We start from the raw sequence: 14463 nt of genomic DNA, 5'->3' as shown, positions 1-14463 counted from the left end.
GAACCGCCAAGCGGACGGCCTGGCCACCGAATGGGCCTCTTTCATTCCTATTGCGTGCGGATGGACATCTTTCCTCCAGAGAAACGCAGCAAGGTGATGGCAGCCGTAAGGCGGGAAGACACAGCGCCCGAAATGGTCGTCCGGCGCGGGCTGCACGCGCTCGGATTCCGCTATTCGCTTCATTGCAAGGGCGTCAAGGGGAAGCCGGACCTCTGTCTCAGGAAGCATCGTGCCCTCATTTGGGTGAATGGCTGCTTCTGGCACGGGCACGGCTGCGCGAAGGCTCGAGTCCCGCAGACGAACCGAGCCTATTGGGCGGCGAAATTCGAACGCAACAAGCGACGTGACGCGCAGAACCTCGAAGAGGCCGAAGAGGCCGGTTGGAGGAACCTCGTGGTCTGGGAGTGCGCGCTGACGAAAGGCCGTGCTCCGGAAACTGTCAAACGTGTCGCGGATTGGATACTTTCAGGTTCGCGCTCCGACGAGATCCCTTAGGTCTCGCGGTCGTGCGACCGGTCTGAACACCTGCCCTTCGAGGCAACCAAACGCCTCGAACTCACCTGCAAGCCCGCCCGGGCTCGCCAATGCGCCATGTCCAGCCCGACGCGTCGAAGGAGAGATGGTCTTGAGAGCTCGCATCGCGCAACTGGCGATCCTCTTCGCCCTGTCCTTCGCGCCCGTGACCGCGGCGGAGCCGCTTTTGCTGGAGATGGTGGAGAACGCGAAGGTTGTCGACACCGGCAGGGCGGGGATGCCGGCGTTTCTGGCGGATCCCGGGGTGATCGCGGATGAGAGCGGCTATCATCTCTTCGTGACGAACCATGTCTGCGATCGCGACGGCGACGGGGCGTTCGACGGGGACGAGTACCTGTTCGATCCGGAGACGACGGTCGAACGCTGTTTCGATCCGGACGGGCCGCGGCACCGGCAGGGGGCGGCGATCTTCTATGCCCACAGCGACGACGAGGGCCGGACATGGCGCTTCCGCCCGCTTCCGGCGCTCGCGCCGGAAGCGGGCACCTATGACAGCGAGAAGGTGGAGACGGCGTTTCCCGTCGTGATCGACGGCGCGCTGCATCTCTTCTACAGCGCCACCGGACATCACGGCGAGGCGGGGTTCGTGCCGGCGCGCTACGCGATCGGGGCCGCGAAGGTCCACCTTGCGGGCCGGACGATCCGGCAGGCGCTGATGCGCGACAATGCGGTGTTCGAGAAGGTTCGGGAGACGCCCGTCCTCGACTATGTCGCCGACGCCCGCGCCTATGGAAACAGCGTGCAGGAACCGAGCGTCGTCGTCAGGCGGGACGGCGCGGTCGAACTCTACTACACCGCGCTGCGGCTGAAGGATCCGCGCTCAGGCACGGGCGACGATCTCGACGGGATCGCGCTGATGCGGGCGACCTTCGCCGACACGCGACTGGCCGATCCCGAGATCGAGACCGTCAACGCGCTCGATCTCGCCAATCTGCCATGGTCGCTGGATCTGCGGGCCGCGTCGCTGCCGCTGAACATCCAGGAGGTCTATCACGACGACGGCGGCTACCACGCCTTCTACACGACGCTCGGCGACGGCGAGTTCCACCGGGACCAGGAAATCCGCTACGCCTGGTCGGACGACGGGCTGCGCTGGCGGAAGGGCAGGACGCTCGTCACCCATGACCAGCCCTTTTCCGAGTGGGGCGTGATGGCGCCGAGCGTGATCTTCGCCGGCGATCACCTCGACGTCTTCTACACCGCCTTCGGCGAGGTCTCGGATCAATCCTGCATCCCGCAAGGCGACGCCGCCCGCTGGGGCACCCCGATCAAGGACGGCAAGGCCTGCCTGCACGCGATGGTGGGCAGGGCGCGGTTTAGGATTGGGGGGTAGGGGGCAAGGCCTCCCGCCTACGCCCCGTGGGCCTCGAAGGCCTGGCGGAATTGCGGGTCGTTGCGGATGGCGGCGAGGTCGGGGTCGTGGTCGCGCATCCAGGCGGTCTTGGAGGGTGACACGCCGAGGGACAGGGTGCGGCGCAGGAAGCGGAGGGCGTCGTCGCGGGCGCCGAGCAGGCCGAAGAGACAGGCGATGTTGTAGGTCGTGCGCGGATCCTCGATCTCGAACGCCGCCGCCGTGTCGGCCCAGCGGCGCGCCTCGGCGGTGTCGCCAAGCGCGACGAGCGCCATGGCGCCCACATAGACGGCGCGGTCGTCATAGGGGTTGAGGCCGATGCGCGTCTGGGTGAGCGCGTGGACGCGGCGCGCGGTGGCGCGCGCCTCCTGCGTGCGGCCGGTCGCGGTCTGGCTGGACAAGAGCATCATGCAGGAATGCAGGTCGCGGGGGTCGATCTCGTAGGCGCGGCGGAAGCAGGCGTAGCCCTCCTCCATCCGGCCGAGCGACATGAACATGCCGCCGCGATAGACATGCGCTTCCTGCAGGTCCGGCGACAGTTCGATCGCGCGCAGAAAGGCGGTGTCCGCCTCGTTCGGGCGCAGGAACAGCGAATGGTAGCGCCCGAGCGAACAATGGGCCTCGGCGAGGCCGGGATCGAGGCGTAGCGCGCGGCGGCTGAATTCGGGCGCCTCGTCCAGTTCCTCCCGGGGAAGCTGGTAGTGGAAACCGAGCATGGTCAGGCTCTCGGCGAGGCCGGCATAGGCGTGCGCGTAATCCGGATCGAGCGCGATGGCGGCCTCGAAGGAGCGCCTCGACAGATCGACGCTGCGCCGCGTCATCTCCCTGAGATAGGCGCGTCCGCGCAGGTAGTGTTCATGCGCCTCGATGCTGCGGGTGCCGCGCACGCCGAGCACGGTGCCAGGGCGGGACGACAGCCGCAACTGCAGCGCCGCGGCGACGCTTTCGGCGATCTCGCTTTGCAGTTCGAACATCTCGACCAGGGCGCGGTCGTAGCGCTGGGCCCAGATCAGGCGGTTGGTGCGGCCTTCCACCAATTTGGCGGTGACGCGGATCGTCTCGCCCGACCGGCGCAGGCTGCCCTCCAGCACGTAGCTGACGCCGAGCTGGGCGGCGACCTCGTCGGGACGCGCCACCGCGTTGCGATACATGGCCGTCGATCCGGTCGAGGTGACGGAGAGGCCTGACACGCAGGAGAGATCGGTCAGAATGTCCTCGGCGATGCCGGCAGCCAGAAAGTCCTGCTCCGCGTCGCCGCTCAGATTGGTGAAGGGCAGGACGGCGATGGAGGGGTCCGCCGCGGCCGGCGGCCGGCCCGTGTCGCGGGCGCTGCTGCTTGCGGCCGCGTCGGCTGAGAGGCGGTGGAGCGCGGCGGCGGGCGACTGGGTGGAGAGGGCGATCTCGTCGGCGAGCGCCGCGGTTTCCGGCGACGGTTCGACGTCGAGTTCGGCGCGCAGGATGGCGCGGCAGGTCCGGAACTGGGCGATGGCGCGGGAGCGCTCGCCGTTCTGCGCATAGAGGCGCATCAGGAGGCGGTGGCTCTCCTCGCGGAACGGATCGAGGGACAGGAGATCGCGGGCGTCGGCGACGGCGCGGGCGAAGTCGCCGGCCTCGCGCAGCCGGTCGATGCGGCGCTGCAGGATGACAGCGGCGAGCTCCGCGAATTCCGAGCGCCGGGCGGTGAGCCAGCCGTCGTCGGCATCGCCGAAATCCTCTCCCGCCAGGAAGTCGCCGGCGAAGAAATCGCCGAGGGGGCGTCCGTCATCGGCATCGGCATGGGCATCGGCGTCGCGGGCGCGCTGGCGGAGGCGGGCGATGTCGGTATCGACGACCGAGAGGGCGAGAACGAGGGTGTCGCCGTCGGTTTCGACGGCGTCGCCGAGTTCGCGGCGGATGTCGGACAGGGCGGTGCGCAGGCTGTTGCGGGCCTGTTCCTCGCCGCGATCCGGCCAGAGCATGGCGGCAAGGCGTTCGCGCGTCGAGCGCCGGTCGGGCGCGGCGGCGAGGCAGGCGAGCAGCAGAAGGCTCTTGCGCGCCTTGAGCCTGACCGCTGCGCCGGCGGCGTCGCGCAGCGACAGATCGCCCAATGTCCGGAGTTCATAGGCGGACATGACGTCCGAGGCCCTCGCACCACGAATGGAACCATATGGCCCGGATTTAACGTGTTTTTGCCGTTCCTGTCACGCGGCTTTGCCGCGGCGCTGACGGGGCGCGGACATGCTTGGCGCATCGAAACCGAGAGGAGATGCCGCTATGTCCGAGGAAACCATCCACGCTCCCGCCAGTGCGGCCGGGCGGATCCTGCCGACGATCAACTGGCGCCGGTTGCGGCAGGCGCTGGCCGTGCTGACGCGCCGCCGGCGCATGCATGTCGATGCGCTTGGCGAGCGCGATCGCGCGGATCTGGGCCTGCCGCGCAGGAGCCTGGCTTCGATGGATCCCCGCTCGGCTGGCGGTTTTCATCCGCACGGTTTTTGAGACCGGCCGCGGCGATTGCCCCGGCCGGAGGCGTCAGTAGAGGCGCGTCTCGCGGTCCCGGGCCACGACCGCATCGACGTCGGCGACCGGATCGGGCAGGTTCCCATGGGCTTTCAGGAATTCGCCCGCCGAGGGGACGCCGGTCGCGTCCGGCCAAGCGTCGCTGTCCCACAGGGCGGCGCGGATGAAGGCCTTGGGGCAATGGCTGAGAAGTCGCTCAACCCGCACGAGAAGCGCGAGATCGGGGACGTGCCCGCGCATTGCCATGCGCTGCATGAGGGTCCGGTCGCGCACGATCCGCGCGGTTCCCGAAATCCGCAGGCTGTCGCGATGGCCGGGGATGATGAAGAACAGCCCGACGCCGGGGTCGCGCAGGATGTTCTCGAAGGCGTCGACCCGGTTGTTTCCGGGGCGGTCGGGCAGGGCGATGACCCGCTCGTTCAACACCTGGACGAAGCCGGCCGGATCGCCGCGCGGCGTCAGATCGACGCCGCCGTCGGCACGGCGCGTGGCGAGCACGACCATCGACGACGCGGCGATGAAGCGGGCCGCCAGGTCGTCGACATGGTCGATCACCTTGTGCGACACGAAGCGCGATGGCGGCTTGCGGTACTGGCGCAGCGCCGCCTGTCCGGTGATCTCTTCCTCGACGGGAATTCCGAAGACGTCGGCCATTGCGCGCGTCCTCACGTCAGCGCCGAGGCCGGATCCATGAGGCGATCGACCTGGAAGATCGCGGTGATCGGGATGCCGCTGATCTCGGAATGCTTGCGGATCGCCTCTTCGTCGTCGGCCAGATAGACGCAGAAGATCTTGTCGCCCGCCACGTGGCTGTGCTGCCATTGGACCGTCGGGGCGAGCTGGGCCAGCGCCGCGTTGGAGTTGCGCGCCGCGGCGACGGCCTCGGCGTCGGTCATGGCGCCGGCGCCGGGAATGTCTCGTTCGATCACGTATTTCTTCATGACGTCCTCCTGACACGCTGCCGACCGCCGGCAGCTCACGGAACCCATCTCAGTCGAAGTGACGCATGGGCATCCAGTCCGGTTTTCGAACTGGTTTGCCGAATATCGCGTGGTAGGGTCACGGCACGACCAAGGAGTTGCAGCATGCAGAGGCGACCCCATTACGGGCAGTACTGTCCGCTCTCGATGGCCGCGGAAATTCTCGGAACGCGTTGGACGATGCTGCTCCTGCGAGAGCTGCTGGAGGGATCGACGCAGTTCAACGACATCGCCCGCGGCGTTCCGCTCATGTCGAGGAGCATGCTGTCGAAGCGGCTGCGGGAACTGGAGCAGGCCGGCCTCGTCACGCGGGACGCCGGCGGCCGGGGGCGGCCGACGCATTACCGCCTGTCCGAGGCCGGCCGGTCGCTCGGCCCGATCATCCGCAGCGTGGCCGAATGGGGCCAGGAGTGGATCGACACCGAACCGTCGCTCGAGGACGTGGACACCGATTTCCTGATGTGGGACGTGCGCAGGAACCTGCGGGTGCCGACGGACCTGCCGGCGCGCTTCGTGTTGCATTTTCATTTTCCGGACGGTCCGGACGGCAAGACCGACCACTGGCTCGTCGTCGAGGCGGGTGACGTCGATGTCTGCTACATCGATCCCGGCCACGATATCGACGTGCGCATCGAGGCCAGCGTGAAGGATTTCACGCGTGTCTGGATGGGATGGCTGACGCTTCGACGGGCGCAGGACGAGGGCCGGCTGCATGTGGACGGGCCGCCACGCTACACGCGCGACGTCGCAACATGGCTCGGACTGAGCTCGGTGTCGTCGATCCCCAAGCGCCCGCCGGAACTCAGGGTGTTGCGGCCGCTTTCCTGACTGCCGTGCCGGGCGGACAGCGGCGCCGGTCGCTCAATCACCATGCGCGGACTTGACCTCAACTCCCCCCTGCCTGTATCCCTTCCGGCCATGAACACGTCGCGCACCCTTGCTCGCATCGCGCCGGCCGCTTTGGCCAGGATGCTTCTGCGCGCGCTGCCGCTTCTTCTTACTCGCGGTTGCCGGGTCCCTTGAGGAGCGCCCGGCGGCCGGTCTGGCCCGTCGGCCCGAGCTCCTCTCCACGCTTTACATCGCAATTTGAAAGACCTTAGAAGGTCTGCGCCGTTGAGCGCCGTCAATGACGGGCCGCGGCGGACAGGACAAGAGACCGACGCCATGACTGTTCATTCGCCCGCCACGCGCGGCATGCCCGAAGCTTCCACCAAGTACCGACCCTATCCGACCGTCGATTTGCCGGACCGGACCTGGCCGTCGAAGACGATCACGCAAGCGCCGATCTGGTGCTCCGTCGACCTGCGCGACGGCAACCAGGCGCTCGTCGACCCGATGGGCCCGGAGCGCAAGACGCGGATGTTCGGCCTGCTGCTCGACATGGGCTTCAAGGAAATCGAGATCGGCTTCCCGTCCGCCTCGCAGACGGATTTCGACTTCGCGCGCTGGTGCGTGGAAGAAGGCGAGGTGCCCGAGGACGTGTCGATGCAGGTGCTGGTGCAGTGCCGGCCGGAACTGATCACGCGGACCTTCGAGGCGCTGGAGGGCGCGCATCGGCCGATCGTGCATTTCTACAATTCAACCAGCGAATTGCAGCGCCGGGTGGTGTTCGGCAAGGACGTCGCCGGGATCAAGCAGATCGCGGTGGACGCGGCCAAGATGATCACCGACATGGCGGAAAAGGCCGGCGGCGGGTTCCGCTTCCAGTATTCGCCGGAGAGCTTCACCGGCACCGAACTGGAGGTGGCGCTGGAGATCTGCAACGCGGTCGCCGAGGTGGTGCGGCCGACGCCGGACAACAAGCTGATCATCAACCTGCCGGCGACGGTGGAGATGTCGACGCCGAACATCCATGCCGACCAGATCGAGTGGATGTGCCGCAACCTCGACAATCGCGAGAACCTGATCGTCTCGCTGCATCCGCACAATGACCGCGGCACCGGCATCGCGGCGACCGAACTGGGGCTGATGGCCGGCGCCGACCGCGTGGAAGGCACGCTGTTCGGCAATGGCGAGCGCACCGGCAATGTCGACGTCGTCACGCTGGCGCTCAACATGTTCACGCAAGGCGTCGATCCGGCGCTGGACATCCACGACATCAACCGCATCCGCGACGTCTACGAGCATTGCAACCAGCTCGCCATCCCGGAGCGCCACCCCTATGTCGGCGAACTGGTCTACACCGCGTTTTCCGGTTCGCACCAGGACGCGATCAACAAGGGCATGAAGGCGCTGAAGGCGTCCGAGGCGCCGATGTGGGAAGTGCCGTATCTGCCGATCGATCCGGAGGATGTCGGGCGCACCTACGAGGCGATCATCCGGATCAACTCGCAGTCGGGCAAGGGCGGGATTGCATACATTCTGGAGGCCGATCACGGGCTGAACCTGCCGCGCGCGCTGCAGGTGGAGTTTCGCGACGTGATCCAGAAGATCACCGACCGCGAGGGGCGCGAGCTGACCTCGAAGCGCATCTATGACGAGTTCATCGCCACCTATGTCGAGCTTCCCGACCGGCGGTTGCGATTCGTCAACCATTCCAGCCGGGCCGAGGAGAACGGCATGCGCACCGTCGAGGCCGTCATCATCGACGGCAACGAGCAGGTGACGGTCGAGGGACGCGGAACCGGGCCGATCGACGGGTTCCTGGACGCGCTGTCCCGGCATCTGGGCCAGAAAGTCTCGGTCATCGACTATGCCGAGCATTCCCTGCAGCGCGGCTCCGACGCGGCCGCCATCTGCTACATGGAGATCGACATCGACGGCGAGCGCGTCTTCGGCGCGGCTATCAACAAGAATATCGTCGCGGCGTCGCTCGGCGCGATTATTTCTGCGGTGAACCGCAAACTTGCGTCATAATGAAGCAGAGTCGGTCGGTAAGCCGCTGCCAACCGGCCGACTTTGATACAGGCAGGACCAGGTTTTCAAAAATTTACTGATGGAAGCTTGGAATGCGCGATTAAAGCGTTGCATACCTGCTAAATATTGTCATGTATACGTTACGTACGGTAACGTATGATGCGATCTGTAGGCATAGAGAGGCCCAGGGCACTTGGCGGCGATCTCACAAGCGGAGCAGTTCGATCCGGCTGTTATCCAGGCCGAGCTCGATCGAATAGTGAAGAGCGAGACCTTCGCGCGGTCCGAACGGTCGCGAGAGTTGCTGAGCTACATTGTCGAACGCGATCTCAATGGTGAGGCCGACCGGCTGAAGGGCTTCTCCATCGCCCTCGACGTCTTCGACCGCGAAGACAATTTCGACCCTTCCACAGACGCCGTGGTGCGCGTTCAGGCCGGGCGCCTGCGCGACCTTCTCGCCACCTATTATGCTGACGAGGGCGTGGACGACCCGATCCGCATCTCGATACCGCGCGGTTCCTACGTGCCGGCCTACGAGGAAACGGCCGATCGGGAGACCGAGGACGACGGCGAGGACGAGGCGCAGTCCGTCGTCACCCCGGCTGTCCCGGCACCGCTGCTGCCGCAGCGCACGATCCCGGCTTCCCGGCCGCGGGCGGCGCCGCGCCGCGTCTTCGCGGCCGACATCCGCCTGATCTGGCTCGGCCTGTCGCTCCTGTTCCTGCTTCTGGCCGGCAACGCCTGGATGCTGGTGACGAGCACGCTCGACCGCAACGCCGCGCTGGTCGCATCCGAGCAGCCGGTGGAGGTCGAGGAAGAGCACGGCCTGTTGTCGGCGACCGCCTATCTGCCCTCCATCTCCATCGAGCAGGCCCCCGACGGGCCGTTGCGGGTGGCGCTGGAAGACGCAATCCCGCGTTTCGGCAGCGTGGTCTACAAGACGGTCGGCGAATCGTCGGCCGGCGCACCGAAGTCGGATTTCTACATTCGCGTGGTGCCGGTCAGCGAGCATTCCAGCAACATCCAGTTCTACCATCGCGAGAGCGGGATCCTGATCGGCACGGACCAGGCGCCGAGCGATGCGGACCCACCGACCATTCGGCGGCACGTGTCGCGCATCGCCAGCCGCTTCCTGTCTGTCGGCGGGCAGATCTACGCCTTTCTGGAGACGGACGGGCGGCTGAACGCGCTGACCGAGTGCCTCGTGCTGGCGAATTCCTATTTCACCAACCAGTCCGCCGAAAAGCACGTCGCCGCCTATCATTGCGGCGAAGACCTCGTCGACAGGGGCATCAATTCCGGGCTGGTCTTCTCAGACCTCGCCTCCCTGTCGGTGGAGTATGTGACCGACGGCTACGACAACCCGTTCGACATCGGTCTGGATGAGGCGATCGCCTATGGGCGCCGCGCGATCCAGCTGTCGCCGGGCTCGCCGGAGGCCTACCGGTCGCTCGCCTGGGCGATGCAGATCGCCGGCGAGGACGCCGCCTCGCTGGACCTCACCCGCGCGGCGAGCGTGCTGAACCCCTACGACCTGAGCGTCAGCGCCAGCTATGCCGGCATCCTGGTGAAGATGGGCGACTTCCAGAAGGCCGTCGACATCATGGAAGACGTGCTGAAGGCGGCGCCCGTTCACCCGACTTGGTGGGATTTCACCACCTTCCTGGCGGCGTTCCAGGTCGGCCGTTACGACCTCGTCTCGCTGACCAGCCGCAATCTCGTCGGGCACGAGCGGTCGCATTACTGCGCCGCGCGGCTGATCGCGGCGAGCCTGGAAGGCAATGACGACCTGCGCGACAGGATGCTTTCGGCCATCGACAAGCGGCACGAGGGTTTCGTCAGCGACCCGGCCGCCTTCTACGGCCGGATGATGCCGCAGGCGGCCGCCGACAAGCTGGTGGCGGCGTTGCGCGAGGCCGGCCTGATGGTCGGGGGCGCGCATGGCGGCTAGGAGCGATCCGGCGTCAAACGACAATCTGCTTGCGTGGTCTGAAGCCGGGTCCGGCGACGGCGACGCGCTGGTGCTCCTGCATGGTTTCGGCGGGTCGGGCCGCAGTTACGATCCCGTCCTTGGCGGGCTCGACCCATCCATACGTGTGATCCTTCCCGACCTGCCCGGCCACGGGCGCTCGTTTGCCAGCGGCGGGTCGCGCCATCCGCGAGCCGCAGCGGCCGCGGTGCTCGCGACGCTCGACCGGATCGGCTGCGACCGGTTCCATCTGGGCGGGTTCTCCATGGGCGGCGCCGTCGCCTGCCTTCTCGCGCTGCAGGCGCCGGAGCGGGTAGCCTCGCTGACGCTTCTGGCGCCGGGCGGGTTCGGCCCGCAAATCGCCGCGCAGACGCTGCGCGACTTCGCGGCAGCGCGCAGCCGGACGGAGTTGCGCGCGGCGCTTTCCGCCATGTTCGCCCCGGGCGCGCCGATACCGGAGGCCGCGCTCGACTGCCTGGAAGAGGAGCGTGCGAACGCGGCGCTGGTCGCCGAACTGGTGGCGATTGCCGCGCTGATCACGCCGGAGATGCGGCAGGGCGAGATCCCGCGCGAGATGCTGGGACGGATCGCCTGTCCCGTGCAGTTGGTCTGGGGAAGCGCCGATCCGGTGCTGCCGGTGACGCAGAGCGAGGGGCTCGCGCCGCAGTTTTCGTGCCGCGTGATCGAAGGCGCGGGACACATGCTCACCGACGAGGCGAGCGATGCCGTGGCGGCCACCCTCAACGCCGCGATCGCGGGTTAACCATCGCCGCCACGACTGCCTGAAAAGTCTTTCAAACCCCGGCGAGGGCGCCTGAAAAGAGTCGCCTGACGTCCGGAATACTGTTAACAAATCATGAATATTATCCTGTCGGAGCAGTGAATGAGTCACGATCAGGACAAGCCGGGTCATCCTGTCACGAGCAAATTGGTCGATGCCGTCCGGCAGATGCGGGTCGCCGCCGCCGATCGCAACGACGTGGTGGTGGAGATGCGCGAAGCCACGCGCACGCGGCTTGAATTGCTGGCCGAGGATTTGCACGCGGTGATCGCCGATGTGCCGGCCGACGACGAGCGTTTCGACTTCGCGCTGACGTCCGGCCTGCAGCCGCGTTTCTGGATCGACGCCACGGCGCATGTGATGATGGGCCCCGACCGGCGCACCTACCGCTTCGTGCGCGACACGCGGCTGGGGCGGGTGGTGCTGGCGGAATCGACCGACCGCTCGGTGATCGTCGAGCGGATCGTCACCTATGTCGCGATGCGCATCCACGAGCGCGACCTGGCGCTGGCGGGCGAGGTGACCTCCTATCGCGACATGGCGACGGGCCGTTCGGCCGCGCGCGAGGACAATGGCCGGCGGGCGGCCCCCGAACAGCGGCCGCTTGACCGCATCAACGACGCGCTTGCGACGATGCGCAGCGAGGCGGGCGTGCGCGAGCGGCGCATGCCGGGCACGTCGAGCGCGTTCGACGCCTACGGCTCCGCCCAGACCGTCCCGGACCGCGTGCCCGAGCGCGAGGAAGCCGCGGCGCCGGCCGCGCAGAAGACCGTGATGGGGCAGGCGCAGTCGATCGCAAACGCGGTTGTCTGGGTGCTGCTCGGCATCGTCATCGGCGCGGGCACGCTGCTGCTCGCCTTCCAGAACCTGCTGATCCAGCGCTAGAGCCGCCCTGGCTCAATCCAGCCACAGCAGGTTTAGAGGTCGCGGGTTTCCGTGACCGTCGCGCCGCCGGTCTTGCCGGTCAGGGCGTGCTGGTGGAGCCGGCATTGCCATGCGCCGGGCTCTCCGCCGATCTCGAACATGTTGAAGGCCGCGGCCGGCCTGTGGCCGCCGGGCGCCTGGCCCGCGGCGGGGACGCCGATCACGGGCACGGTGGCGCCGTCGCGGCCGTCGATCTCGTGGCGCTGGGGCAGGTGGGTGTGGCCGTGCAGGACGAGTTCCGCGCCCTCGGCGCGGATGACCGACTGGAAGAGCCGGATGCCGAAGAGGCGCTTTTGCGGCGCGGCCGCCCGGCGGACCGGCGGATGGTGGATCATCACGACGCGGAACAGGCCCTTCTCGCGCGCGCGGCGCAGCAGCGTCGCCATGCTTTTCGCCTGCTTGGAACTGAGAATGCCGGAGGCCATGAAGGGGCCGGTCGCCACCGCGCTGTTGACGCCGATGAGCGCGACGGGGCCGCGCGTGCGCATGTAGGGATAGCCGTGCTTGGTGGTCGGGACGTCGGCGACCTCGGTGGTCATGAAGGCCCGCCACGCCGAGACCGCGCGGGCGAGCGCGCCGGGCACATAGGCGTCGTGATTGCCGGGCACCGCGCTGACGTCTTCGCCGGGGCCGAGCGTTCCGAGCCAGAGGGCGGCGGCGGCGATCTCGTCGTCAAGGGCGAGATTGGTCAGGTCGCCGGTCACCGCGATGTGGTCGGGGCCCGCGCCCTGCATGGCCGTGACCAGCCGGGACAGGGTGTCGCCCTGCATGTGGGCGGCGCGGTTGCGTTTCCAGTTGATGTAGCCGGTGATGCGCTTGGAGACGAGTTCGATGGCGCGCACCTTGGGCAGCGGCCCGAGATGAACGTCGGAAATATGTGCGAGTTTGAACACCATCACCCTTTCGTAAGCTGCGATCGGCGGAATACAACCGGAGAAACGCCACCGGGACGCCGAAACGCATGGCAGCCAAATTAAGAATGCGGTTCTTCCACTTCTGGTTCCTTCTGTCGCGGCCGATGACACTCGGCGTGCGGGCGATGGCCTTCGATTCGCAAGGGCGGATCCTGCTGGTCAAACACAGCTACGTGCCGGGCTGGTACCTGCCCGGCGGCGGGGTGGAACCGGGCGAGAGCGTGCTGGACGCGCTCGCCAAGGAACTGGACGAGGAGGCCAACACCCAGCTCGGCCAGCCGCCGCGTCTTCTCTCGGTGCATTTCAACCGGCGCATGTCGAAGCGCGACCACGTGGTCGTCTATCTGTGCGAGGACGTGCGCCAGACGGAGCCGAAGCGCGCCGACCGGGAGATCCTGGAGGCGGAGTTCTTCCCGCTCGACGCGCTGCCGGACGGCGTCACCGCGTCAACGCTGCGCCGCATTCGCGAATTTGGGGAGGCTGCCGCCCCCGACCCCCTTTGGTAGGGGCGTGAAGCGGCCGCGATCATGCGGCGCGGCATAGTCGATCACCGGGCCGGCCGGCACGATGCGCGTCGGATTGATGCTCTCGTGGCTGCCGTAATAATGCTGCTTGATGTGGTGCAAGTCGACCGTGCCGGCGACGCCCGGCTGCTGGTAGAGGTCGCGCAGATAGTTCGACAGGTTGGGGTAGTCGGCGATGCGGCGCAGGTTGCACTTGAAGTGGCCGACGTAGACCGGGTCGAAGCGCACCAGCGTGGTGAACAGCCGCCAGTCGGCCTCGGTGATGCGGTCGCCGGCCAGGTAGCGCTGCCGCGACAGCCGGTCCTCCAGCGCGTCGAGCGTGGAGAAGACGTCGGCGACGGCCTCTTCGTAAGCCTCCTGGGTGGTGGCGAAGCCGGCGCGGTAGACGCCGTTGTTGACGGTCGCGTAGACGCGCTCGTTGACGGCGTCGATCTCGGCGCGCAGCTCGGCCGGGTAATAGTCGGCGTCGTCGCCGGTCAGGCCATTGAAGGCCGTGTTGAACATGCGGATGATCTCGGAGGATTCGTTGGAGACGATCGTCTCGCGCTTCTTGTCCCACAGCACCGGCACGGTGACGCGGCCGGTGAATGTCGGGTCGGCGCGGCGGTAGAGGTCACGCAGATAGGCGAGGTTGTAGAGGCCGTCGCCGGTCGAACCGGTCCGCTTGTCGAAGGTCCAGCCGTCCTCTCCCATGAAATGCGAGACGACGGAGACCGGGATCAGCTTTTCCAGCTTCTTCAGCCTGCGCATGATGAGCGCGCGATGCGCCCAGGGGCAGGCGAGGGAGACGTAGAGGTGGTAGCGGTCCGGCTCGGCCTTGAAGCCGCCTTCGCCGGACGGGCCGGCTTCACCGTCGGCGGTGATCCAGTTGCGGAATTTCGCGTCCGTGCGCACGAAGCGCCCATCGGTGGATTTCGTGTCGTACCATTGCGTGTGCCATTCGCCGTCGATCAGAAGGCCCATGAAATTGCTCCTTTGTTCATGGCCCTCATTTAGACGCTCCCGGCGCGGGCGGCAGGCCACAAGCGTGAAACGGTGCGTAAACGGAACGGTTGACGCGCCTGGCGCGTAAAAACCGATGGACCGGGGCGCATTGCGATGCTACGCGGCGTGCATGAGCAGCAAAGGCAA

At 67.2% G+C, this 14463-nt stretch carries 14 protein-coding genes; 9 read left to right on the top strand and 5 right to left on the bottom strand.

Translation table 11 applies throughout. The annotated features are described in order from the left end of the window. Positions 1-30: 30 nt before the first annotated feature. Both MRY80_RS05150 and MRY80_RS05145 read left to right on the top strand, forming a co-directional pair. Positions 31-495 carry a very short patch repair endonuclease gene (locus tag MRY80_RS05150; protein WP_293288708.1) on the top strand — a complete coding sequence of 155 codons (465 nt, stop codon included), beginning with the start codon at positions 31-33 and terminating at the stop codon, positions 493-495. Positions 496-625: 130 nt separating this feature from the next. After that, positions 626-1867 (top strand): hypothetical protein, encoded by a 1242-nt coding sequence (locus MRY80_RS05145; RefSeq protein WP_293288706.1) that lies wholly within the window; start codon positions 626-628, stop codon positions 1865-1867. Between the two features lie 17 nt (positions 1868-1884). Here the strand turns inward: MRY80_RS05145 and MRY80_RS05140 are convergent, their stop codons facing one another. Next, positions 1885-3996 carry a BTAD domain-containing putative transcriptional regulator gene (locus MRY80_RS05140; RefSeq protein ID WP_293288704.1) on the bottom strand — a complete coding sequence of 704 codons (2112 nt, stop codon included), beginning with the start codon at positions 3994-3996 and terminating at the stop codon, positions 1885-1887. A 142-nt stretch (positions 3997-4138) separates the two neighbouring features. Between MRY80_RS05140 and MRY80_RS05135 the strand changes: the two genes are divergently transcribed. After that, a complete protein-coding gene (locus MRY80_RS05135) occupies positions 4139-4363 on the top strand; it encodes a hypothetical protein (RefSeq protein WP_293288702.1) in 225 nt (74 codons plus the stop codon). A gap of 33 nt (positions 4364-4396) precedes the next feature. Here the strand turns inward: MRY80_RS05135 and MRY80_RS05130 are convergent, their stop codons facing one another. Then, positions 4397-5038 (bottom strand): MSMEG_1061 family FMN-dependent PPOX-type flavoprotein, encoded by a 642-nt coding sequence (locus tag MRY80_RS05130; protein WP_293288700.1) that lies wholly within the window; start codon positions 5036-5038, stop codon positions 4397-4399. A gap of 11 nt (positions 5039-5049) precedes the next feature. Beyond that, positions 5050-5325 carry a DUF4242 domain-containing protein gene (locus tag MRY80_RS05125; protein WP_293288698.1) on the bottom strand — a complete coding sequence of 92 codons (276 nt, stop codon included), beginning with the start codon at positions 5323-5325 and terminating at the stop codon, positions 5050-5052. A gap of 144 nt (positions 5326-5469) precedes the next feature. On the opposite strand from MRY80_RS05125, the gene MRY80_RS05120 reads away from it, so the two are divergent. From MRY80_RS05120 to MRY80_RS27270, 5 genes are all read left to right on the top strand, one after another. Continuing rightward, on the top strand, positions 5470-6192 hold the full coding sequence (locus MRY80_RS05120; RefSeq protein ID WP_293288696.1) for a helix-turn-helix domain-containing protein: 723 nt from the start codon (positions 5470-5472) through the stop codon (positions 6190-6192). 336 nt (positions 6193-6528) lie between these two features. Further along, positions 6529-8220, top strand: a complete 1692-nt coding sequence (leuA, locus tag MRY80_RS05115) for a 2-isopropylmalate synthase (RefSeq protein ID WP_293288694.1) — start codon at positions 6529-6531, stop codon at positions 8218-8220. 193 nt (positions 8221-8413) lie between these two features. Beyond that, positions 8414-10171, top strand: a complete 1758-nt coding sequence (locus MRY80_RS05110; protein WP_293288692.1) for a hypothetical protein — start codon at positions 8414-8416, stop codon at positions 10169-10171. Further along, positions 10161-10952 carry an alpha/beta fold hydrolase gene (locus MRY80_RS05105; RefSeq protein ID WP_293288691.1) on the top strand — a complete coding sequence of 264 codons (792 nt, stop codon included), beginning with the start codon at positions 10161-10163 and terminating at the stop codon, positions 10950-10952. The genes MRY80_RS05110 and MRY80_RS05105 overlap by 11 nt, the downstream gene beginning before the upstream one ends. Before the next feature lie 120 nt (positions 10953-11072). Beyond that, positions 11073-11855, top strand: coding sequence for a hypothetical protein (locus tag MRY80_RS27270; RefSeq protein WP_346433382.1), 783 nt, complete (start codon positions 11073-11075; stop codon positions 11853-11855). 32 nt (positions 11856-11887) lie between these two features. On the opposite strand, the gene MRY80_RS05095 is transcribed toward MRY80_RS27270, so the two are convergent. Then, positions 11888-12790 carry a metallophosphoesterase gene (locus MRY80_RS05095; RefSeq protein ID WP_293288689.1) on the bottom strand — a complete coding sequence of 301 codons (903 nt, stop codon included), beginning with the start codon at positions 12788-12790 and terminating at the stop codon, positions 11888-11890. Positions 12791-12855: 65 nt separating this feature from the next. Between MRY80_RS05095 and MRY80_RS05090 the strand changes: the two genes are divergently transcribed. Beyond that, a complete protein-coding gene (locus MRY80_RS05090) occupies positions 12856-13314 on the top strand; it encodes an NUDIX domain-containing protein (RefSeq protein ID WP_293288687.1) in 459 nt (152 codons plus the stop codon). Here MRY80_RS05090 and MRY80_RS05085 read toward each other — a convergent pair. Continuing rightward, on the bottom strand, positions 13255-14295 hold the full coding sequence (locus MRY80_RS05085; protein ID WP_293288685.1) for a glutathione S-transferase family protein: 1041 nt from the start codon (positions 14293-14295) through the stop codon (positions 13255-13257). The genes MRY80_RS05090 and MRY80_RS05085 overlap by 60 nt on opposite strands. Positions 14296-14463 lie beyond the last annotated feature (168 nt).

The sequence above is a fragment of the Oricola sp. genome, assembly GCF_022763245.1.
GTDB lineage: Bacteria > Pseudomonadota > Alphaproteobacteria > Rhizobiales > Rhizobiaceae > Oricola.
The sequence above is the reverse complement of the archived record's forward strand: the minus strand, read 5'-3'. Positions and strand labels throughout refer to the sequence as shown.

Excerpts from the sequence above, each read along its gene's own strand:
- MRY80_RS05140 (WP_293288704.1), bottom strand. The coding sequence starts at position 3,996 with ATGTCCGCCTATGAACTCCGGACATTGGGCGATCTGTCGCTGCGCGAC.
- leuA (WP_293288694.1), top strand. The coding sequence starts at position 6,529 with ATGACTGTTCATTCGCCCGCCACGCGCGGCATGCCCGAAGCTTCCACC.
- MRY80_RS05135 (WP_293288702.1), top strand. The coding sequence starts at position 4,139 with ATGTCCGAGGAAACCATCCACGCTCCCGCCAGTGCGGCCGGGCGGATC.
- MRY80_RS05150 (WP_293288708.1), top strand. The coding sequence starts at position 31 with ATGGGCCTCTTTCATTCCTATTGCGTGCGGATGGACATCTTTCCTCCA.
- MRY80_RS05130 (WP_293288700.1), bottom strand. The coding sequence starts at position 5,038 with ATGGCCGACGTCTTCGGAATTCCCGTCGAGGAAGAGATCACCGGACAG.
- MRY80_RS05120 (WP_293288696.1), top strand. The coding sequence starts at position 5,470 with ATGCAGAGGCGACCCCATTACGGGCAGTACTGTCCGCTCTCGATGGCC.
- MRY80_RS05090 (WP_293288687.1), top strand. The coding sequence starts at position 12,856 with ATGGCAGCCAAATTAAGAATGCGGTTCTTCCACTTCTGGTTCCTTCTG.
- MRY80_RS05125 (WP_293288698.1), bottom strand. The coding sequence starts at position 5,325 with ATGAAGAAATACGTGATCGAACGAGACATTCCCGGCGCCGGCGCCATG.
- MRY80_RS05085 (WP_293288685.1), bottom strand. The coding sequence starts at position 14,295 with ATGGGCCTTCTGATCGACGGCGAATGGCACACGCAATGGTACGACACG.
- MRY80_RS05105 (WP_293288691.1), top strand. The coding sequence starts at position 10,161 with ATGGCGGCTAGGAGCGATCCGGCGTCAAACGACAATCTGCTTGCGTGG.
- MRY80_RS27270 (WP_346433382.1), top strand. The coding sequence starts at position 11,073 with ATGAGTCACGATCAGGACAAGCCGGGTCATCCTGTCACGAGCAAATTG.
- MRY80_RS05095 (WP_293288689.1), bottom strand. The coding sequence starts at position 12,790 with ATGGTGTTCAAACTCGCACATATTTCCGACGTTCATCTCGGGCCGCTG.